Genomic DNA, 21,508 nt, shown 5'->3' on the forward strand with positions numbered 1-21,508 from the left:
CAATTTTCTGACTTAAATTTCGCTCAAATAAACTTCGAGTAATTTAAACCAATCAATCAATGAAATATTTTCGATCAATCAATCAGTAAAAATCCACACAAGTTGTTCTTCATAATCTCTTAATGATCTCAACTTCTACCTCGTCAGTAGAAATTTTAACGCAAAAAATTCTCTACAACTTAACCCTGTGAGCTAAGTTTGTAGGCTGTTTCGCGTCGGGATGTGTGCATTCTAGGGGATTTCAAAATCTTTGCAAGCCCCAAATTAGGATATTTTTCACGTATGTATTTTTTTTCTACAAAAATACTTGGTTTTTTAATTTTTTAGCTATTTTTTCATCAAATTTAAATAAAAACTCACATCTACAAAGTAAAGAGGGCTTTTTTATCCATACTTTTATGGGCTCAAATCGGTCAAGTTTTGCAGGCTGTAATCAACGATTGCCAATGTATACAATTCTTTTTGTCTTATGATATCTAAAAAAATTTTACATCTCAGTTAAAAATGCTTTTGCATTATCCAGAATCATATTCCTACATACGGCGTACCTATCATTGATTTCATATCAGTGTGGAGGTCTTGTCCGTTGATTAAAAGTTGGTGTTCAGCATTTACATTATTGATTTCAAGTCGAATGAGTCTACTCCTCTATTCAACAAGTTTAGATCGCGCCATCCACATACACTACCTACAAGAGGTTTTGCCGTATAAAAGTAGCTTTAGCTTTGAATTTTGAATTTAGGTCTTAAAGTTTTAAGAAAATTTTTATAAAACAAAGAGAAGTAATCTTACATTTTACCTTTAGATATAAACCACAACAAAACTAGAGGCAAAAAAAAGAAAGAGATCTCTCCCAAAATCTCTCCCTCGGAGTTGAATCTATATGCGATCCATATATCATTATTATAGTTATACGAAAAAAAGAGTCCCTTGGGGAAGGGACTTGTAAATTGTGGAGCTATAGTTATAAGTACCCTCTAGATCTGTTTTGTACACTGTGTCTAGATGGGTAAATCTTATACATAACTGAGCAAAAATGCAAGCTACTTGGCAAAATTTAAGTGTTGTTTTTATAAGGTTTTTTTTGAATTTACTTATTCATATAATTAATATACCAAACAGAAAATAAAAGCAGACCGAAGCCTGCTTTTATTTCAATCACTTAGAATGGACCTAGTCCGTAAATGTGACTTTGGCAATGGCTTTTTTGCCCGCCTGAATAATGTGTGTTGCGTTTTCTTTGACCGAGAAACCTGCATCAACCACATTCCAATCTACTTTTACTGCGCCACGTGCAACAGCATCTTTGGCTTGTGCGGCATTTTTGGTTAAACCTGCAGCACGTACAATAGAAGCAATAAATAATTCACCACCAAATTCAGCACGTGAAATCGTCACTTCTGGCGTACCTTCAGGTAATTCACCTTCGGTAATGATATTACCTGCACCTTTATGGGCATTGGCTGCAGCTTCGCTGCCGTGGAAACGCTCAACCAATTCGAGTGCCAAAATCTTTTTGATTTCTTGCGGATTACGACCTTCTGCCATTTCTTTGAGCAACACTTCAATTTCATCCATCGACTTGAAGCTGAGTAACTCAAAATAGCGCTCAATCAGACTATCAGGCATCGACAAGACTTTTTGATACATCGCACCCGGTGCATCAAATACGCCAATATAGTTGCCTAAAGATTTAGACATTTTATTCACGCCATCTAAGCCTTCAAGAATTGGCACAGTAATACAAACTTGCGCTTCCTGATCATAACGACCTTGCAAGGTACGTCCCATCAACAAGTTAAAGGTCTGGTCTGTACCGCCCAATTCTACATCGGCTTGTAATGCCACCGAGTCATAACCTTGTACCAACGGATACAAAAATTCGTGAATCGCAATCGGTTGCTGGTTGTTATAACGCTTGGTGAAGTCATCACGTTCCAACATACGCGCTACGGTTTGCTGCGATGCCAACTGAATTAAGTCTGCTGCAGTTTTTGTTGCAAACCATTCAGAGTTAAACACCACTTTGGTTTTATTTGGATCAAGAATTTTAAAAACTTGTTCCTGATACGTTTTGGCATTTTCCAAGACTTTTTCACGTGACAACGGCGGACGTGTAGCACTTTTACCTGTTGGGTCACCAATCATGGCAGTGTAATCGCCAATCAAGAAAAATACTTCGTGACCTAAGTCTTGGAATACTTTTAATTTATTGATTAATACCGTATGCCCCAAGTGTAAATCAGGTGCAGTCGGGTCAAACCCCGCCTTAATTTTTAAAGGACGATTCTCTTTTAATTTCTTTAGAAGATCTTCTTCAGAAATAATTTCATGCGTGCCTCGTTGAATGAGGGCAAGTTGTTCTTCAGCCGGCAGGAAATTTGACATCACGAAATCCAAACACATCAGTTATTCAATTTGTGCGATATACTAACACTTTTTCAGCATATTGCAGGCTATAGAATAACCATGACAGCGATCTATATTGGGGTAATGACGGGCACAAGTATGGATGGTGTCGATCTTGTTGCTGCTTCTTTTGATCCACTGCAACTCCACGCGACCCTGACTTTGCCGTTTGATCCCGATTTACGTGACGAACTCATGGCACTGACTTTGCCAGGTGACAATGAAATTGACCGCATGGGCAAGGCAGATGTGGCTTTAGCCACCATGATTGGACATGGTATTAATAGCCTGATTGAAAAAAATAAACTGGATAAATCTCAAATTAAAGCGATTGGTTCGCATGGCCAGACCATTCGTCATCGTCCTGAACATGCTTTTACTTTACAAATTGGTGATCCGAACATCATCACCGAAATTACCCAAATTCCTGTAATTTCAGATTTTCGTCGTCGTGACATGGCTGCAGGCGGACAAGGCGCACCGTTAGTGCCCGCTTTCCATCAAAACTTATTCCAACATCCGAGTATTCATCGGGTAATTTTAAATTTAGGCGGCATTGCCAATGTCAGTTTGTTGCCTGCAGGACAGCCCGAAGCAGTATCGGGTTTTGATACAGGGCCTGCCAATATTTTAATGGATGCTTGGTGTGAGCGTTACACAGGACAACCTTATGATGAAAATGGCAATTGGGCTGCGTATGGACATCCGATTCGCAGCTTGTTAGATCGTTTACAAGCCCACGCTTTTTTCTCTAAAGAACCACCCAAAAGTACAGGGCGCGAAGACTTTAACTTGGAATGGTTAGATGAACAGGTTGCCGATTGGCGTAATGATGTGGAATATGACGAGCTGGAAGATAATCCTGAAAATATTCAGGCGACTTTATTAAAGCTCACCACCCGCGCGATTAAAAAAGCCATTTATCGTTCAGGCATGGATACAGGTGAAGTCTATGTCTGTGGCGGTGGTGCCTATAATTCTTATTTGCTAGAGCAATTGCGCTGGCGTTTGCGCAAACATCAATGGACTGTACAAAGTACAGCCGATTTAGGGCTAAACCCAACATGGGTCGAAGCCACCGCCTTTGCTTGGTTGGCAATGCGTTTTTGTCAGCAATTAAGTGGCAATTTACCTGCGGTCACAGGGGCAAAAGGTGATCGCATTTTAGGTACCATGACTTTGGTTTAAGGATGCACTTTTAAACCAGATCAGTAGCAACAAAAAAGCCTTTCCTCTTCTATATAGGAAAGGCTTTGATCATTTTGAGTGCATCAATCTACTTTTTCAGATGCTGATACTCAAAAATATTTAAATCATACTTAGATTGAGAATGAAGAACCACAACCACAAGTCGTGGTTGCATTCGGGTTTTGTACCACAAAACGCGAACCTTCCAAGCCTTCAATATAGTCCACTACCGAGCCAACTAAATATTGATAGCTGAGTGAATCGACCAGCATTTTTACATCGCCATTCACAAATTCTGCATCATCTTCATTTTGGCTTTCCGCAAAGTTAAAGCCATAAGAAAATCCTGAACAACCGCCACCTGTCACATATACACGTAGCATTAAGTCTTGATTACCTTCACTGTCACGCAATTGGCGAACTTTTTTAGCAGCGTTGTCGGTGAGCTCAAGTGCTTGGGCATTCATGATGGATTTTCCTCAGGTACAATTCAGATGTCTTTTCTGCAAAAAGACCACTTATCAAGTATAGCATACTCAATATTGGGACGGTGATGCAGAATTAAAGTGAATTCTGAGTAATTACCTCAAGATTCTCCAATTATTTGTAATTTTCGTCCTGCAAGCCACATTCAAAATTGGTTGGCGCTTCTTTACAGCGGAATTGCCACAATAATTTCATCATGCGTTTGTCATAAACACCACGTTTAGTTAAATCAATCCGCGATTCACGCATCATTTTTTGATAACCCGGTTGATCTGCTGCAGGCACTTGCATCCAATATTTTGCAGGAATATCGGCTTTCATTTTGCCTAAAATACCAAAGGCACGTGGTAACTGCCCTTTCACCCATTCACGTGATTTTTGCCCAAAACCTGCAGGGAATTTATCTGGGCGGATAATAATATTGCCCGTGACCTGTAAAATTGGATAATTCACAATCGCGCCTTTAGTGCCTAAGCCTTTATGTAGTTCCAAAGGACGGAATACTGCAGCAGGCGCACCAATAATATCGACCTGACCATTGTTAAATTTACTGCCAAAATTGGTGACATCGGCACTGACTGCTTGCGCACCAATTTGCTGTACCATAATTTTTTGCGCTTGGTCATAATCTAAAACAGCAATTTTTTTCCCCGCGGCTTTGGCGACACTATTAATACTGCGGTCATTCACCATCAAAAAGGCATCGCCCACAGGAATGACACCTGCAACTTCATACTGACCATTGCGCATATATTTGGCGAAAGCAGGACTTGCCAAACCTTGCATGACTTTGACTGCCAGTTTTAAATCTGGAATCGCGCCAATTGCATCCAATGAGCCTGTAAAATGGTTAAATTGACGACCACGCATGCCCGTCACACTAATACCATCACATTTTCCTGCTTTAAAATCTTCTGCAATCACGCCTTCGTTTTGACCTACGCGTAACTCAATCTCTGCACCCCAGTTTTTGGCCGCCAATTGATAGTCTTGCATTAAGTTATAGACATCACCGTTTTTACCGACCAAATCGAATACACAGACCACTTGTTTGGCCTGCGCTGCACTAGCGACTAAAGATAAGCCTGCGCCAAATAATAAAGCTTGCGTCCATTGTTTCATTTCTAGTTCCTTCCATTTTTTGTTTTTCTGCGCACAGTTGATCCAAACCTTCAATTTAGTATCACTGTTCTTTTATCAAGCTCAGATTAGCGAATTTTGATTTTTTGGCTGATATGGCTCAATTGACGAATCTTTCATTATAAAAAACCTAGAGATCTAGGCTTTTTTATTAAAAATCAATCTATTCACCACCAAGTGAACATTCAAAATTGGTTTTTTCGACAGAACAACGAGCGCGTTTTAACACACTCATCATGGCAGGGTCATAAATACCGCGTTTGGTCATATCCATACGTCCATCACGTAGCATTTTTTGATATTTAGTTTTATCTTCTGCGCTCAAGTTCATTTTATATTTGGCTGGAATTTCACCTTCTAAACGATTAATCATACTCATCGCTTTAGGCAGATTTTTTACAAACCAATCTCGTGATTTTTGCCCAAAGCCCGCAGGGAATTGTTCAGGGCGAATCACAAAGTCTGCGGTCACTTGTAATACAGGGAAATTAAACATCGCCCCGTGATTACCTAAACCTTTGTAGATTTCTAAAGGTTTGTACGCATAGGCAGGCGCACCGACCATATCGACCTGACCATTGTTAAATTTCGCCACAAAGTTAGATACATCAGAAATGACAGCTTGCGCACCTACACGCTGCACCATAATTTTTTGTGCATCATCATAGCCCAATACCGCAAACTTTTTCCCTGCTGCTTTTTCAATCGAATTGATATTCTTGTCGCGCACAAAAATGAATGCCGAACCTAAAGGTGAAATACCTGCAACTTCATATTTCTTGCCACCTAAAGTGGTGACCATTTTTGCTGCATTGCGTTTATCTAAAGCAAAACTGATGGCACGTTTTGCAATCGCATTACTTGGTGCACCACCTAAAGCATCAATCGAGCCTGCAAACTTATTGTATTGACGGGCACGCATGGCAGTCATAAATACCCCATCACATTTGCCTGCTTTAAAGTCATTATCTGCGACAGCTTCATCCTGACGTGGAATTAAATTGACTTCTGCACCCCAGCCTTTTGCTGCTAGCGCCCACTCTTGTGCCATCTGAAAAGATTCACCTGACTTACCCAGTAAGTCAAAGACACATACATCTACTTTTGCTGCTTGCGCCTGAGCACTGAAACCGATCGCTGCGAATGCTGTCAATGTTGCGCTGACCCATATTTTTTTCATTGTTTCGATCCTTCTACAGATTTTTTTATTTTTGAGTGTCCGTACACGAAACAAATATTAAGCAAGTTCAAATTAAAAAAATAGAGCATTTACTCGAATTTCATCTGTCAATTCTGCCAAAACCTTATACTGCCTTATTTAAGCGATCATTTTTATTTCATAATTCACTTATATTTTATAGATTTAGATCAAAATAAAGATCATTTCCAACATGCACGTATTTTGTGCTTGTTTACAAAGTCATAAAAAAAGCCTGTTGTTAGATCATAATTTTTAAACATCACAAGAGAGATTTTTCGCAAATCACAAATAAAACTGGGCTTATTTTTGTTTTCTGGTGGGCTTCCATTAGAATATGCCCAACTTTTGTTGTGACCAGTAAACACCATGATTCAACTTGACCAAGTTTCTTTACGCCGCGGTGGACGTGTTTTATTTCAAAAAGCGTCTATGCAAATCCATCCAGGCTGGAAAGTCGGTCTTACAGGTGTCAATGGTGCAGGAAAATCCAGTTTATTTGCTGCGCTTTTAGGTAGTTTAACCCCAGACGAAGGTACGTTGAGCCGTCCGCAAGGCTGGACTGTGGCGCACATGGCACAGGAAGTTAAAGCATTGGATTTGCCTGCGATTGATTTTGTGCTGTCGGGTGATGAAGAATACTGGAACATTCAACAACAACTGCAACATCCTGAACAATTAAATAATGACCAACTTGCACATTTGCATGGTCGTTTTGATGAAATTCATGGCTATACCGCACCCGCCAAAGCCGCACAACTGATGGCAGGTTTAGGTTTTATGGAACATCAAAACAGCTTGGCGGTCAGTAGTTTTTCTGGTGGATGGCGCATGCGTTTAAATTTGGCGCGTACCTTAATGAGTCGCTCCGAATTATTATTACTGGACGAACCAACCAACCACTTAGACTTAGATGCAATTTTATGGTTAGAAGACTGGCTTAAAGCCTATGCGGGAACTTTGGTGCTGATTTCCCATGACCGTGATTTTTTAGATGCCATTACCGATCATATTTTACATATTGAAAATAGTGAACTGACTTTATATACAGGCAATTATTCAACCTTTGAAACCACACGCAGTGAACGCTTGGCACAACATCAACAAGCGTATGAAAAACAATTAGAAACCCGTGCACATTTACAAAAATATATTGATCGTTTTAAAGCCAAAGCCACCAAAGCACGGCAGGCACAAAGCCGTATCAAGCAATTGGAACGCATGCAATTGCTTGCCCCTGCGCATGTAGATACACCATTTACCTTTAGTTTCCGTGAACCGACCAAAATGAGCTCACCCTTACTGACCTTGGAACAAGTCAGCATTGGTTATGCAGACAAAGTGATTGCCAGCAAAATTAACCTACAAATTACCCCGACCAGTCGTATTGGTTTATTGGGGATGAACGGCGCAGGTAAATCGACCTTAATTAAATCCTTAGTGGGTGAATTGGCGTTATTGGCAGGTACTCGCAAAGCCTCAGAATTACTCAATATTGGCTATTTTGCACAGCATCAAATGGATGCTTTGGATGATAGCGCCAGCCCGATGCTACAACTGGCACGCATTGCCGATAAAAAAATCAGCGAAGCCACTTTACGCGCCTTTTTAGGCAGTTTTGGTTTTAGTGGCGAACGTATGGACACGCCTTGTGAAAGTTTTTCAGGAGGTGAACGTGCACGTTTGGCTTTGGCTTTAATTGTCTGGCAACGTCCTAACGTACTGATTCTGGACGAACCGACCAACCATTTAGACTTAGATATGCGACATGCCTTAACCATGGCATTACAGGATTATGAAGGTGCAGTGGTATTGGTGTCACACGAACGTCAATTAATTGCCAGTGTCTGCGATGACTTACTCTTGGTTCATGCAGGACAATGCACAGAATTTGAAGGCGATTTACAAGATTATGCCCAATGGTTACGCCAAGCTCGTGCAGACATGCTTAAGCAAGGTACATCCAACACAGCTCCATCCAATCCAAGTCCAGTGGTTGAGAACAAGACTAACCTAGTCAAAGTAGATAAAGAAGCTCAACGCAAACTGGCAGCACAACGCCGTGAACAAACTCGCCCTATTCGTAAAAATATTGAAAAATACGAAGCGCAAATTGAAAAAATTCAACCGCGTCTGACTGAAATTGAAACCGAACTGGCAGATCCTGCCCTTTACGATGCCAACCGTAAAGATGATTTGCTCAAACTCATGAATGAGCAAAATGATCTGAAAACAAAATTGGCACAGGCAGAAGAACAAATGCTTGAATTGATGATGGAATTGGAAGAACTCGAAAGTAGCTTTGAATAGCCATACCGATGAGATTTTAACGCTATGCTAAATAGGGTTAAATCTCATCATATTTCGTAGAATATGCATTGAGTATGTTCCATACTTATAAGACACATTCGTAATAGTTTTAATCTTTAGTTTATCTTCACAATAACCACGCAAAGAAATTTAAGTCACTCTCTGCGTTTGTTTATTTTTACTTATCAATCTTGCACCACAGCATAGTTGTATGACACCCCCCACCCTGAATAAAAGTAAGACAACGATAGCTACCAAGCAAGAAGTTTTGAATTTAAAACTCAGTGTGATTTTTAAATTCAAAATCTACAATTTAAATTTAAAAGCAAAAACTTAGTTATCCACAACTCAAACTAACTGTTATTTTAAATTCAAAACTCTAATTAAAGCCAAATCAATCCATTCTTTCATGGTTATTTTGAGTCATTGAATCTCAGTGATTCACAGAAAATCGCTGCTACTCGGCAGTAATTTTTGCTTTGCTAATACATAATTCTTGTATTTTCCAGCCCTGAATATAGCGCCAGATTTCTTGAATATACCCTTGATCATCCGCCAAACCAATTTGAATCCGACAGTTAACCTGCTCACGATCAAACTCATATTCTTCTAATTCAACATTCGGTTTGATCGGTTTCCAGACACCATTATTCACTGCATGCTGAATGTTGGCATAACGTGTTTCACGATTTTCCACACGTGATTCTGCCGTATAAACGACTTTAAAATCTTCATCTTCATAGTGTGCTAACAGCTCCACATTGCCAGTAAAAAAAGCATTCACCCATGCATCACGTGCTTGTTCTAATTGATTATCCATCTTAATGATTCTCCTATATTTTTGGCTTAATGTAGCTCAGCATGACAGAACAATAAGTCAGTTTTATAAAAGTTATTTGGATGAATCACGACAACAACAAAAGCCAAACATAAAAAAGCACTCCGTAGAGTGCTTATGGTTATGCGGATGATTTGGACGAATTAAGCGTCAATATCTGCATTTAAGGCATTTTCTTCAATAAAGGCACGACGTGGTTCTACATCATCGCCCATTAAGCAAGAGAACATGCGGTCTGCTTCAATGGCATCATCAATGGTGACTTGCAACATATTGCGGTTTTCTGGGTCCATCGTGGTTTCCCAAAGTTGTTCCGCATTCATCTCACCCAAACCTTTATAGCGCTGAATCATCATGCCGCGACGCGAGTCCTGCAAAATGTGTTGCCACACTTGATGGAAATTGTTGACCGTAATTTTACGTTCGCCTTTTTCCAAATACGCACCTTCTTCAAGCAGCGTAAACCAGCTTTTTGAATTTTTCAGCAAACGTGCATATTCAGCTGAACCCAGCAAACCTGTATCTAGTAAATAAGTATGGGGCAAGTTGTGCACATATACCGTGATTCGTGGCCAATACGTTGCAGATTTTTGACCATCCGCATCTTCTTTTTCAAACTGTTCGATGCTTAATTCAGGACGCAAACCTGGCTGTAATCGTTCAATGCTTTGACGTAATTGCTCGCCCCATTGTTGTACATACGCCTGATCTGCTGCTTGATCAATTTTAAAGGCATCTAATTCTAATAAACCATCCAACAGACTTGCAGGATAACGCAGCGTTAAACGGCTCAAACTCTTTTGTGAAGTTTGATAATCAGCAATGACTTTGGCTAAAGCCTCACCACGAATTGCAGGTGCATCAGCACTCACATGCAGCTCCAATTCATCAATCGCATTAGAAATTAAATAGGTTTCTAAAGCATCGTTATCTTTGATGTATTGTTCCTGCTTGCCTTTTTTCAGCTTATACAATGGTGGCTGTGCGATATAAATATGACCACGCTCAACCAATTCTGGCATTTGACGGAAGAAGAAGGTCAATAGCAAGGTACGAATGTGTGAACCATCTACGTCAGCATCGGTCATGATGATGATTTTGTGATAACGCAGTTTGTCTGGGTTATATTCTTCACGACCAATACCACAGCCCAAAGCGGTAATTAAAGTACCTACTTCTGCCGATGAAATCATCTTGTCAAAACGGGCACGTTCCACGTTCAGGATTTTACCTTTCAGTGGCAAAATTGCCTGCATTTTACGGTTACGACCTTGTTTAGCCGAACCACCTGCAGAGTCACCCTCGACTAGATATAATTCAGATAATGCAGGGTCTTTTTCCTGACAGTCAGCCAATTTACCAGGCAAACCTGCAATATCCAAAGCACTCTTGCGGCGCGTCATTTCACGGGCTTTACGCGCCGCATCACGGGCACGCGCTGCATCAATAATTTTACCCGCAATGGATTTTGCCGCTTGTGGATTTTCCAATAAATATTCAGAGAAAGATTTATTCATGGCCTGCTCAACAGCAGGTTTCACTTCACTCGATACCAATTTTTCTTTGGTCTGTGATGAGAATTTTGGATCTGGCACTTTGACCGACACAATCGCGGTTAAACCTTCACGTGCATCATCACCCGACACCACGACTTTTTCTTTTTTCAGGATATTTTCGCTTTCCATGTAGTTATTTAAACCACGGGTCAGCGCAGCACGGAAGCCTGCCAAGTGCGTTCCACCATCTTTTTGTGGAATATTATTGGTAAAACAACGTACGTTTTCCTGATAAGAATCATTCCACTGCAAAGCAACTTCTACGGTAATCCCGTTTTCAGCCTGTGTCGTGAAATGGAAAATTTCATTCAGATGGGTTTTGCCTGCATTGATATATTTCACAAATTCAGACAAACCACCTTCATAGTCAAAAATATGTTCTAAATTGACACGTTCATCACGCAGTACAATACGCACGCCCGCGTTTAAGAAAGACAGTTCACGCAAGCGACGCGCCAAAATATCTACGTTAAAAATGGTTTGGCTAAAGGTTTCAGCACTTGGCCAAAAACGCACAGTCGTGCCTGATTGCTCAGTGTCGCCCACTACTTTTAAAGGATATTGTGGATCACCATGGCGGTATTCCTGTTGGTGAATTTGACCCGCGCGTTTAATCGTTAATTCAAGTTTACTCGATAAAGCGTTGACCACCGACACACCAACACCGTGCAAACCACCCGAGACTTTATAACTGTTGTCATCGAACTTACCGCCTGCGTGCAGAATTGTTAGAATTACTTCTGCCGCAGAAACACCTTCTTCAGGGTGAATATCGGTTGGAATACCACGACCATTGTCAGATACGCTGACAGATTCATCTTCATGGATAGTCACCAAAATTTCATCACAATGACCCGCCAAAGCTTCATCAATAGCGTTATCGACTACCTCGAACACCATGTGATGCAAACCTGTACCATCATCTGTATCACCGATATACATGCCTGGGCGTTTACGAACAGCATCTAGGCCACGCAATACTTTGATACTAGAGGAATCATAAGCCTTTTCATTGGTTTGTTCTGTAGTAGAGACAGATTGATCTTCTGAACTCATGGTTTCTCCCTAGTGAAAAATAGGTCTATCAAAAGATAAAAAAATTATTGCTCAACAGCCTGCACCGTTCCGTGATCGACCTGAAATAAGCGATAAGGAATCGACAACGCTTGTAAGTGTTGTTGCACGGATTGATGATCTAAAGTGGTAATAAAAACTTGACTACCCAATTGGCTTAATCGTTCAATTAAACGTTGTTGTGCGCTTAAATCTAATTCTGCTGTCAGATCATCTAATAATACCACAGTTTCCTTATTAGACGCATGCAGCATTGCAATCTGTGACAGTTTTAATGCCATAATCAATAGCTTTTTCTGCCCACGTGACAGCACCACATCGGCATCACCCATTGGGGTTTTTAAGCGTAAATCGGCGCGGTGTGGCCCATATTCGGTATAGCGACGTTCCACATCTTTTTGATGATAATTGCACAGATCATTCAACAAGCCTGTTTCGGTATGAAAGCCTGCGCTGTATTCCAGACTAATGTGTAAATCAGGCAATAAATACTGTAAATCTTGTGCAAAAAATTGCTGCCATTGTTCCACCGTTCCCAAACGCTGCCGATGCAAAATCTCACCATAATCACTGAGCATTTTGTTCCACGGTTCCAAGTCCGACAGACTTAAATGTCGCTGTGATTTAAGCAAACTATTACGTTGTTTTAAGGCACGTGAATAATATTGCCAAGCGTGATAAAACTCTGGTTCCACGTGGAACATCAACCAGTCCAACAGTTGCCGTCGTGGTTTTGCACCATGGTCAATAATATCGGTACTGAGTGGATCAATATGTTGTAAAGGCAGAATTTTAGCCAATTGCCCTTGGGTCGCAACAGGGTCGCCATTGACCTTAATCAACTGCTCACCCGATGCCATTTTTTGCATGCCAATTTTTTCAGTCAATGACTGAGCAAATACAATCGCATCTTGGCTACTGTTCTGAATGTAATTTTTAGGAATATGGGTGCGAAAAGAACGCCCTGTCGCCAATAAATGAATCGCTTCTAAAATCGAGGTTTTACCCGAACCATTTTGCCCATAAAAGACGTTAAACGGCTGCAACTCATGAAGTGCAACCGCTTTTAAGTTCCGAACACGCTCGATATGTAAACGCGTAATATGCATGATTCAGCTAGATTTAATCTTGAAATAAACCGCTCACTTAAACACGCATTGGCATCACAACATAGGTTTGATCTTGATGTGCTGGATCTTGTACCAATACCGATTGATTGGCTTCGGTCATGGTCATCGATACATCATCGCCATCCAATGCCCCTAATACGTCCAATAAATACTGTGCGTTAAATGACATTTCTAACGGTGAATCGGCATATTGAATCGCTAAATCTTCAATTGCTTCATCTTGTTCTGGGTTATTGGCACGTAATTGCAAGGTGTCCGCACTAAAATTCAGGAATACGCCACGCAATTTTTCATTACTTAAAATCGCCACACGCTGTAAAGATTGTTTAAATACATCATGCGCGATCAGCACGTTTTTATCACCACCACGTGGAATCACACGGCGATAATCTGGGAACTTACCATCAATTAATTTAGTGGTAAAACGCACGGTAATTTCTGCTTGTTCTTTGTCACGGCTTGGGGTGCGAATGGTCACATTCAGCAATTCACGCCCAATTAAAAGTGCCAGTTGTTCATCTTCAATGCTCAGCAAACGCTGCAATTCAGCCACAGCTTTACGCGGCACAATGGCTTGAATTAATTGAGTAGCTGTCGAAGATGCCGCTGTTTCACACAAGGCCAAACGGTGACCATCTGTGGTCACAGCACGTAATTGGTTTTCATCAATTTCTAACAAAGTACCCGTTAAATAAAAGCGTACATCCTGCACTGCCATCGCAAACGCAGTTTTTTCAAACAAACGCTTCAGCTCACGCTCAGTAACCGTCACTTGCGTACCTTGAGCATTTTCTGTAGCCAATAATGGATAATCTTCCGCAGGCAAAGTACCTAATACAAAGCGGCTATTGCCCGATTTTAAAATACAGCGCTGATCTTCAGTGATTTGCAAATCAATCAAAGCTGCGCTTGGTAAAGATTTACAAATATCCATCAGTTTACGTGCAGGCACTGTAGTTTCCCCTGCCTGTAAACATGCCCCTTCAGTCAGATTCGTACTGGCAACCAATTCCACTTCCAAGTCCGAACCAGTAATGGTTAAGGCTTGCTCAGTCACCTGAACTTTGACATTGGATAAAATATTTAAGGTATGGCGACGTTCAACCGCTCCTACGACATGTGACAGAACATTCAGTAAGCTTTCTTTCGCGATTTTTAAACGCACGGTACATTCCTCTAACAACTGAAGATTGGAGTATAAAATAGGTTTTTTAGCAGTGTACTATGCGGCAAAAGCTGCCGCATGGCAAGAACAGAATTTGAGCAAATTCGGTCAACTTTGCAACAATCGTTGCAGGTTTTTATAGTCTTCGTTAAAGATCGGATCTTCTTCGCGCAGGCTTTGTACTTTTTCGCAGGCATGCATCACGGTACTGTGATCACGGCCACCAAATGCCATACCAATTTCAGGGAAACTGTCGCCTGTCAGCTCACGTGCCAAGCCCATTGCCAACTGACGTGGACGCGCATAAATACGGGTACGTTTTGGCCCCACCAATTCTTTGAGCGGAATACGGAAATATTCACTCACGACTCGCTGAATATTTTCGGTACTGATGGTACGTGCGCGAATTGCCAAGACATCTTTTAAAGATTCACGTACCACATCTAGATCGATTGGGGTGCCTTTAAAACGGGAAATTGCCACCACTTTATTGAGTGCACCTTCAAGTTCACGCACATTAGCCACCACTTGCTGGGCAATAAATAAAGCACAGTTACGTGGTAAATCTACGGCGCTGCTTTCAGCTTTCTTTAATAAAATTTCAATTCGGGTTTCAATATCTGGCGGTTCTACCCCGACTGATAAGCCCCAAGAAAAACGTGACACCAAACGTGCATCCAATTCGGTTAATTCTTTTGGATAACGGTCTGAAGTCAAAATAATCTGTTTAGATTCATCCAATAAAGCGTTAAAGGTATAGAAAAACTCGACCAAACTGGCTTCTTTACCTGCCAATAAGTGAATGTCATCCACCAATAACAAATCTAAAGAGCGGCAGTTTTTCTTAAATTCTTCAACCTTGCCCTGCTGCAAAGAGCTGACAAAATCCTGCACAAAACTTTCTGCAGTCATGTACATCACCCGTGCATTCGGTTTGGCTTGCAACAAAGCATTGCCCACCGCTTGCATCAAGTGAGTTTTACCCAAACCTGTTGGGCCATACAAAAATAATGGGTTGTGCTGTGAAGCCCCCAATTGGGTCAATACCTTGCGACAGGTTTCCGCAGCCATTTGGTTAGAACGACCTTCCACAAATAAGGAAAAGGTAAATAACGGATTGAGTTGGCGTTTACGGCTTTTTGCAGAACTTTCTTCTTTTTCACGTTTAGGCTTGGCCACAGGCGCAGGGCTAGATTCCAGCGCAGCAGTAGTGGTAGCAGGTTGTTCACTGGCCGATAAAATTGCACCTGGACGCGAATCGACTAAAATTTCGACCTTACGCACGCGTCCCTCAGACAACTGCTCTGCCAAAATAGTAATCAATTCCAGATGATGTTCTTGAATGTAACGCGTCCAATAAGGATTAGGCGCATAAAGTTTTAATGTATCTTCAACTTCTTCTGCCACCAATGGGCGAATCCACATTGTAAAGACATTTCCAGAGAGCTCTTGTCGCAAGCGATTTAAGCAGTCCGTCCAAAGCATGTGAAACCCCTATCTAATCCATTTTTAAATTTAAAACTTCTCTCGACCGCCTGAGCGGGTCGCCATTCTAACCAAGTTATCCACATCTGTCATGACAAAATCAGCAAAATTGCTCAAAAAAGGAATCACTAAACCTGAATTTAAATTTGAAACGTGGTGTGGATAAGTTTATCCGCAAGGTGTGGATAAAATATAGCACAAAGTTATCCACATAGTATTAAAATTATAGAAACACAGATATCCACAATTCAAAATTTTGTTTTATAAAAGAAAAAGTGGGTTTTCAACAGAAAAATGCGTCCCTAATAGTAATAAATTTAAATTTATAAATTTGAATTTATTTATAAGAAACGTTGCAACTGTGGATAATTCAATCTGAGTTTAAATTTAAATTCAAAACCGAAAATTTTAAAATTAAACAGAATAAGCTTGTGGATAATTATGTGAATAATACTGTTAATAACTTATTAGTCAAGCATAAACAATTGCTTATCTTGTGTATACTTTAATTTGTATGATCAACCAGTCAATTGAGCGAAAACTTGTTAAAAAGAAAAATTTAGGCTTATTTTGCAAGAAACCGTGTTTTTCATTGACAGCTCAAGCAATGAGCACTAAAATCGCGGACCTTTATAGAAAGATCATTTTTGGAGTTTCGATATGAAACGTACATTTCAACCATCTGAATTAAAGCGTAAGCGCGTTCATGGTTTCCGTGCTCGTATGGCTACTAAAGCTGGTCGTCAAGTATTGGCTCGCCGTCGTGCAAAAGGTCGTCACAGCTTAACTGTTTAATACAGTCACGCTGAACCGACTCTTGGGTGTTATGACAACACTTTATGGCTTCAGCACAGAGTTGAGATTACGCTGTGCTGCCGATTATAAAGGTGTGTTTGATGGTGCGCTTTTTAAAGTGCATCAACCCCATTTCTTATTTCTTGCAAAACATTCCGAACTGCCGAATAGCCGTTTGGGTCTTGTCGTTGCAAAAAAGAAAGTGCGTCGTGCACACGAACGAAATCGAGTAAAACGACTTGCTCGCGAAAGTTTTCGCTTACACCAACAGCAATTAAATGACTTAGATATTGTGGTAATGCCCAAAGTTGGGGTAGATACGGTATCTAATGCGGAATTGCATCAGCAATTACAATTTGCTTGGCAGAAGTTACAACGTCTCGCCAAAAAGCATTCAAAAATAGCTCCCTCCCCACAAAAGTAGAGATGGCCAATGGTACGTTTACTGCATTGGTTGATACGTTTCTATCAGATCGCGATTAGTCCTTTATTGGGACCACGCTGTCGCTATATTCCAACATGTTCTCAATATTCTTTGGAAGCAGTCCATACGCATGGTGCTGTACGTGGTGTGTGGCTGGCTACAAAACGTATTTGTCGTTGTCATCCGTGGGGTGGTTCGGGCTATGATCCGGTGCCGCCAAAAGTCATTCGTTTTATTTCATTTCAGCAAATAGATTCTCAAACGCATCACATTACTGTACCCTTTCGTGATCGTTTATTGAACCAAAATCACTCTAACCACTTGGGGTAATAGATATGCAACAATGGGCCAGGTTTGCAACTCTCGGGGCCATGTTTGTCGTCGCATATTTGCTCATTTTGGCGTGGCAAAAAGATTATGGAAATGCTGAAACAGCACCGCAGCAAAAAACTGCCGTTGTTTCACATGAAGTGTCTGCAGATTTGCCGAATGCCCAAACGGCTACAGCAGCTTCTGATGTACCGCAAGCAAATATTCCTGCACAGCAAACAACCGATGCCACAGCACCTGTAAGTCAGCAGCTTATTTCAGTACAAACTGACCTTTATCATCTTTGGATCAATCCGAAAGGTGGTGATATTGTTCGTGTTGAATTACTCAATCATGACAAAAATAAAGACAGTGACGATCCTTTCGTCATGCTGGAAAGCGATGCTAAGCGCACCTATGTCGCGCAATCTGGGTTAATCGGGCTGAATGGTCCAGACAGTAGCCGTAATGGCCGCCCAAGCTATGAAATTGAAAAATCGACTTATAGCTTAGCCGATGCCAAAGAAAGCAAAAATAAAGCGGGTGAAACAGTTAAAACTTTAACTGTCCCAATGGTATATAAAACTGCCGATGGTGTAGAAATCATTAAAACCTTTAGTTTTACTGAAGGTGAATATCCTGTGCTGGTGAATCACAAAGTGATTAACCGCAGCAGCCAAAACTGGCAAGGTCAGATGTTTGGTCAGTTGAAACGTGATAATTCAGATGATCCAGGCAAGTCAGATCAAGGTATTTTTACCTTGGGTACTTTCCTTGGCGGCGCATGGGGAACACCTGAAGAACACTACAACAAGTTGAAATTTGACAATTTTAATGACGAAAAATTGAATGTCGATGCAACAGGTGGTTGGGTGGCCGTGGTTCAGCACTATTTCGTGAGTGCATGGGTTCCGGGGCAGTTAAAATTGACGCAGGCCGATGGTCAACCGTATGCAGCGAAGTTGGAATCACGTAAATCTAGCGATGAAATGAACATCATTGGTTTTACCTCGCCAACCATTAATGTCCCTGCAGGTACGGTGGCAGAAGTTGATGCGACCTTCTACTCTGGTCCAAAAATTCAGTCTGAATTGAAAGATTTGGCGACAGGTTTGAACCAAACTGTGGATTATGGCTGGTTATGGCCAATTGCAAAATTATTGTTTATTGGTTTGCAATTCTTCCATGGTTTAGTGGGCAACTGGGGTTGGTCAATCATCTTATTAACCGTTCTTGTCAAACTGATTCTTTGGCCGTTATCGTCTAAGAGCTATCGTTCTATGGCGAAAATGCGTGTGATTGCACCAGAAATGCAGCGCATGAAAGAAGAATTTGGCGAAGACCGTATGCGTTTCTCGCAAGAAATGATGGCACTTTATAAACGTGAACAAGTGAATCCACTGTCAGGTTGTTTGCCATTGTTACTACAAATGCCAATTTTCCTTGCCTTGTACTGGGTATTGATGGAATCGGTAGAGTTACGCCATGCACCGTGGTTAGGTTGGATTCAAGACTTATCGGCAATGGACCCTTGGTTTATCTTGCCATTGTTGATGGGTGTGACCATGTATGTTCAACAAATGTTGAACCCACAGCCAACAGATCCAATGCAGGCAAAAATCTTCCGCATTATGCCTGTGGTATTTACCGTATTCTTATTGTTCTTCCCTGCAGGTCTAGTTCTGTACTGGATTGTCAACAACTTGATTACGATTTTGCAGCAAAGCTTGATCAACAAAAGTGTTGAAAAAGACCGCGCTAAACGAGAAGAGGCAACTCCAGTCAATTAAGTATGGCTGAGCTGCTGAATAAATCCGCTTAAGATGGTAATCTTAGGCGGATTTTTCTTTGCATATATTTTGAAAATTTTAGGTGAATTTTATGTATAACCGCAGCACCATTGCCGCAATCGCGACTCCACCTGGCCGTGGTGGTGTGGGGGTGATTCGCCTGTCGGGATCCAAAGCCTATGCGATTGCCGCAGCCTTGACCCAAAAAGACTTACCCAAAGCACGTTACGCAGGTTTTCGCCAGTTTTACGATGCAGCCAATGAAGTCATGGATGAAGGTTTGGTGATTTGTTTCCCCAATCCTCATTCATTTACTGGCGAAGATGTGGTGGAACTACAAGGGCATGGTGGCCCAGTGATTCAAAATGCGCTGTTGGCACGTTTACTGGAACTCGGTGCAACGGCTGCCAAAGCGGGTGAATTTTCGATGCGCGCCTTTGAAAATGGCAAGCTGGATTTGGTACAGGCCGAAGCCATTGCCGATTTAATTGATGCCACTTCACAAGCCGCTGCGCGTTCTGCTCTACGTTCCCTGCAAGGGGCTTTTTCCACCAAAGTGAATACCGTGCTGGAACAGTTAATTCACTTACGTCTGCATGTTGAAGCTGCTATTGATTTTCCTGAAGAAGAAATTGACTTTTTGGCCGATGGGAAAATCCTTAATTTGCTGGATGAAGTGGCTGCTTCGGTGACTGCTGTGCAACAATCTGCGCGTCAGGGACAATTGTTGCGTGAAGGTCTGCAGGTGGTGATTGCGGGCAAACCGAATGCAGGTAAATCTTCCTTACTCAATGCCTTGGCGGGTATTGAACGTGCGATTGTGACCGATATTGCAGGGACTACTCGTGACGTATTGCATGAAAAAATTACCCTGAATGGCTTACCAATTACCCTGACTGATACTGCAGGCTTGCGTGAAACAGGGGATATTGTGGAACAGGAAGGGATTCGCCGTGCGATTAAAGAAATTGAACAGGCAGATTTATTGTTATTGGTCTATGACTTGAGCCAAAACGAAGATCCGTTGCAATTGGCACAGCATTATTTTGCGGAACATATTGAACCGAAGCGTTTGATGTTGATTGGCAATAAATGTGATTTAACTGGTGTACAAGCTGCAATTTCAGATTTTAAAGGGTTTAGACATATTACTGTGTCGGCCAAACAAGAAACAGGTGTTCAATCGCTCATAGAGGCGATTACAGCGCATGCAGGCTTTCAGCCTGAAGAAGATACCTTTATTGCACGTACCCGTCATTTAGACGCAATGAAGCGCACGCAGCAGTATTTGGCTGAAGCACGTGAGCAGTTGGTGGTCTATCATGCGGGGGAATTAGTAGCCGAGTCGTTACGTCTTGCACAGAATGCTTTGGGTGAGATCACTGGTGATTTTTCTGCAGATGATTTGTTGGGCAAGATTTTTGGATCGTTTTGTATTGGGAAATGATTTTTAGCGATTACTTTCTGATTTGATATGAAAATAGCATTAAGTTTTAGTGGCTTAGTGCTTTTTTATTATCCTATTTTAGGTTGGTCAGCTGATAAAAATCAGCCTATTTGATAATGTTTAGTGTCTCTTTTGTTACAAACCCGATTTAACCCATGTCATGTTTAAACATTTCAATTTACCTTTATGAAAACCCATCAATAATCACGCAAGTTTTTTTAAACCGCAGCATTTAAAGCTATGATGAGAAAATAATCAAAGATTGGCGCTCAATTCAATCCTAAATGCACGAGATGAAATCTCTGATGGAGGTTTTTTGGATGTTTGAACTGGCTTTTTTACGTGAAATACTCATTTCTTCGGTTCATTTTCTGCAATTGTCACTCGAAGCCATTTCTGTGATTTGTGTGGTGATTGGTCTAGTTAAAACTTTATGGGTGCTGGTTCGGTTAAAATCGGGGCGTACTGCACGTTATTGTTTTGGGGATTGGCTTGCGACGGCGCTTGAATTTCAGTTGGCTGCAGATATTTTAGCCACCACGGTAGATCCAGATTTAGATAGCCTAATTAAATTGGCGATCATTGCAGTGATTCGAACCTTTTTGAATTACTTCCTGACCAAAGAGTTAGAACATCAAGCCCTTAATGAAAAATAATGGCTATTGAGTTTGAGATCAAAACAGAAGACATAGTCCCATTCATCTACAAGGTTTGAATAAACTCAGCTGATTCAAACCTTGTCCTGATTTTAACGTTTAGTTTAG

17 protein-coding genes are annotated in these 21,508 nt (G+C 41.2%); 8 read left to right on the forward strand and 9 right to left on the reverse strand.

Going from position 1 to position 21,508, the window contains the following annotated elements; translation table 11 throughout:
• Positions 1-1,173: 1,173 nt before the first annotated feature.
• Positions 1,174-2,406: a tyrosine--tRNA ligase gene (tyrS, locus tag FTU39_RS10965; RefSeq protein WP_180006229.1), complete on the reverse strand. Its 1,233-nt coding sequence runs from the start codon at positions 2,404-2,406 to the stop codon at positions 1,174-1,176.
• Positions 2,407-2,469: 63 nt separating this feature from the next.
• Between tyrS and FTU39_RS10970 the strand changes: the two genes are divergently transcribed.
• Positions 2,470-3,597, forward strand: coding sequence for an anhydro-N-acetylmuramic acid kinase (locus FTU39_RS10970; protein ID WP_004969740.1), 1,128 nt, complete (start codon positions 2,470-2,472; stop codon positions 3,595-3,597).
• 131 nt (positions 3,598-3,728) lie between these two features.
• On the opposite strand, the gene erpA is transcribed toward FTU39_RS10970, so the two are convergent.
• From erpA to FTU39_RS10985, 3 genes are all read right to left on the reverse strand, one after another.
• A complete protein-coding gene (gene erpA, locus FTU39_RS10975; RefSeq protein ID WP_004969742.1) occupies positions 3,729-4,064 on the reverse strand; it encodes an iron-sulfur cluster insertion protein ErpA in 336 nt (111 codons plus the stop codon).
• 133 nt (positions 4,065-4,197) lie between these two features.
• Positions 4,198-5,205, reverse strand: a complete 1,008-nt coding sequence (locus tag FTU39_RS10980) for a putative solute-binding protein (RefSeq protein ID WP_104852777.1) — start codon at positions 5,203-5,205, stop codon at positions 4,198-4,200.
• A gap of 181 nt (positions 5,206-5,386) precedes the next feature.
• Positions 5,387-6,403, reverse strand: coding sequence for a putative solute-binding protein (locus tag FTU39_RS10985; RefSeq protein WP_180052181.1), 1,017 nt, complete (start codon positions 6,401-6,403; stop codon positions 5,387-5,389).
• A 387-nt stretch (positions 6,404-6,790) separates the two neighbouring features.
• Between FTU39_RS10985 and FTU39_RS10990 the strand changes: the two genes are divergently transcribed.
• Positions 6,791-8,731, forward strand: a complete 1,941-nt coding sequence (locus tag FTU39_RS10990) for an ATP-binding cassette domain-containing protein (protein WP_104852778.1) — start codon at positions 6,791-6,793, stop codon at positions 8,729-8,731.
• A 457-nt stretch (positions 8,732-9,188) separates the two neighbouring features.
• On the opposite strand, the gene FTU39_RS10995 is transcribed toward FTU39_RS10990, so the two are convergent.
• The 5 genes from FTU39_RS10995 to dnaA all read right to left on the reverse strand — a co-directional run bounded on the left by FTU39_RS10995 (position 9,189) and on the right by dnaA (position 15,979).
• Positions 9,189-9,551: a hypothetical protein gene (locus FTU39_RS10995; protein ID WP_004969754.1), complete on the reverse strand. Its 363-nt coding sequence runs from the start codon at positions 9,549-9,551 to the stop codon at positions 9,189-9,191.
• Positions 9,552-9,712: 161 nt separating this feature from the next.
• Positions 9,713-12,181: a DNA topoisomerase (ATP-hydrolyzing) subunit B gene (gene gyrB, locus FTU39_RS11000; protein ID WP_154320151.1), complete on the reverse strand. Its 2,469-nt coding sequence runs from the start codon at positions 12,179-12,181 to the stop codon at positions 9,713-9,715.
• Between the two features lie 44 nt (positions 12,182-12,225).
• On the reverse strand, positions 12,226-13,308 hold the full coding sequence (gene recF, locus FTU39_RS11005; protein WP_004969757.1) for a DNA replication/repair protein RecF: 1,083 nt from the start codon (positions 13,306-13,308) through the stop codon (positions 12,226-12,228).
• Positions 13,309-13,345: 37 nt separating this feature from the next.
• Positions 13,346-14,494 (reverse strand): DNA polymerase III subunit beta, encoded by a 1,149-nt coding sequence (gene dnaN, locus FTU39_RS11010; RefSeq protein WP_004969759.1) that lies wholly within the window; start codon positions 14,492-14,494, stop codon positions 13,346-13,348.
• A gap of 108 nt (positions 14,495-14,602) precedes the next feature.
• On the reverse strand, positions 14,603-15,979 hold the full coding sequence (dnaA, locus tag FTU39_RS11015; RefSeq protein WP_004969761.1) for a chromosomal replication initiator protein DnaA: 1,377 nt from the start codon (positions 15,977-15,979) through the stop codon (positions 14,603-14,605).
• 660 nt (positions 15,980-16,639) lie between these two features.
• Here dnaA and rpmH point away from each other — a divergent pair.
• The 6 genes from rpmH (at position 16,640) to FTU39_RS11045 (ending at position 21,400) form a co-directional block, all read left to right on the forward strand.
• Positions 16,640-16,774, forward strand: a complete 135-nt coding sequence (gene rpmH, locus FTU39_RS11020) for a 50S ribosomal protein L34 (protein WP_000831329.1) — start codon at positions 16,640-16,642, stop codon at positions 16,772-16,774.
• A gap of 31 nt (positions 16,775-16,805) precedes the next feature.
• Positions 16,806-17,198 (forward strand): ribonuclease P protein component, encoded by a 393-nt coding sequence (rnpA, locus tag FTU39_RS11025; RefSeq protein WP_004969764.1) that lies wholly within the window; start codon positions 16,806-16,808, stop codon positions 17,196-17,198.
• Between the two features lie 9 nt (positions 17,199-17,207).
• A complete protein-coding gene (gene yidD, locus FTU39_RS11030; protein ID WP_178319449.1) occupies positions 17,208-17,528 on the forward strand; it encodes a membrane protein insertion efficiency factor YidD in 321 nt (106 codons plus the stop codon).
• Positions 17,529-17,533: 5 nt separating this feature from the next.
• The gene (gene yidC / locus FTU39_RS11035; RefSeq protein WP_180051379.1) at positions 17,534-19,297 is read left to right on the forward strand and encodes a membrane protein insertase YidC; all 1,764 of its coding nucleotides are present in this window, start codon (positions 17,534-17,536) and stop codon (positions 19,295-19,297) included.
• A gap of 91 nt (positions 19,298-19,388) precedes the next feature.
• A complete protein-coding gene (gene mnmE, locus FTU39_RS11040) occupies positions 19,389-20,744 on the forward strand; it encodes a tRNA uridine-5-carboxymethylaminomethyl(34) synthesis GTPase MnmE (protein WP_178319448.1) in 1,356 nt (451 codons plus the stop codon).
• A 320-nt stretch (positions 20,745-21,064) separates the two neighbouring features.
• Positions 21,065-21,400 carry a DUF1622 domain-containing protein gene (locus FTU39_RS11045; protein WP_180052182.1) on the forward strand — a complete coding sequence of 112 codons (336 nt, stop codon included), beginning with the start codon at positions 21,065-21,067 and terminating at the stop codon, positions 21,398-21,400.
• Positions 21,401-21,508 lie beyond the last annotated feature (108 nt).

It is taken from the genome of Acinetobacter sp. YH12099, from assembly GCF_013419195.1.
Lineage (GTDB): Bacteria > Pseudomonadota > Gammaproteobacteria > Pseudomonadales > Moraxellaceae > Acinetobacter > Acinetobacter towneri.

Coding starts and splice junctions, on each gene's coding strand:
- tyrS (WP_180006229.1), bottom strand. CDS start 2,406: ATGTGTTTGGATTTCGTGATGTCAAATTTCCTGCCGGCTGAAGAACAA.
- FTU39_RS10970 (WP_004969740.1), top strand. CDS start 2,470: ATGACAGCGATCTATATTGGGGTAATGACGGGCACAAGTATGGATGGT.
- erpA (WP_004969742.1), bottom strand. CDS start 4,064: ATGAATGCCCAAGCACTTGAGCTCACCGACAACGCTGCTAAAAAAGTT.
- FTU39_RS10980 (WP_104852777.1), bottom strand. CDS start 5,205: ATGAAACAATGGACGCAAGCTTTATTATTTGGCGCAGGCTTATCTTTA.
- FTU39_RS10985 (WP_180052181.1), bottom strand. CDS start 6,403: ATGAAAAAAATATGGGTCAGCGCAACATTGACAGCATTCGCAGCGATC.
- FTU39_RS10990 (WP_104852778.1), top strand. CDS start 6,791: ATGATTCAACTTGACCAAGTTTCTTTACGCCGCGGTGGACGTGTTTTA.
- FTU39_RS10995 (WP_004969754.1), bottom strand. CDS start 9,551: ATGGATAATCAATTAGAACAAGCACGTGATGCATGGGTGAATGCTTTT.
- gyrB (WP_154320151.1), bottom strand. CDS start 12,181: ATGAGTTCAGAAGATCAATCTGTCTCTACTACAGAACAAACCAATGAA.
- recF (WP_004969757.1), bottom strand. CDS start 13,308: ATGCATATTACGCGTTTACATATCGAGCGTGTTCGGAACTTAAAAGCG.
- dnaA (WP_004969761.1), bottom strand. CDS start 15,979: ATGCTTTGGACGGACTGCTTAAATCGCTTGCGACAAGAGCTCTCTGGA.
- rpmH (WP_000831329.1), top strand. CDS start 16,640: ATGAAACGTACATTTCAACCATCTGAATTAAAGCGTAAGCGCGTTCAT.
- rnpA (WP_004969764.1), top strand. CDS start 16,806: ATGACAACACTTTATGGCTTCAGCACAGAGTTGAGATTACGCTGTGCT.
- yidD (WP_178319449.1), top strand. CDS start 17,208: ATGGTACGTTTACTGCATTGGTTGATACGTTTCTATCAGATCGCGATT.
- yidC (WP_180051379.1), top strand. CDS start 17,534: ATGCAACAATGGGCCAGGTTTGCAACTCTCGGGGCCATGTTTGTCGTC.
- mnmE (WP_178319448.1), top strand. CDS start 19,389: ATGTATAACCGCAGCACCATTGCCGCAATCGCGACTCCACCTGGCCGT.
- FTU39_RS11045 (WP_180052182.1), top strand. CDS start 21,065: ATGTTTGAACTGGCTTTTTTACGTGAAATACTCATTTCTTCGGTTCAT.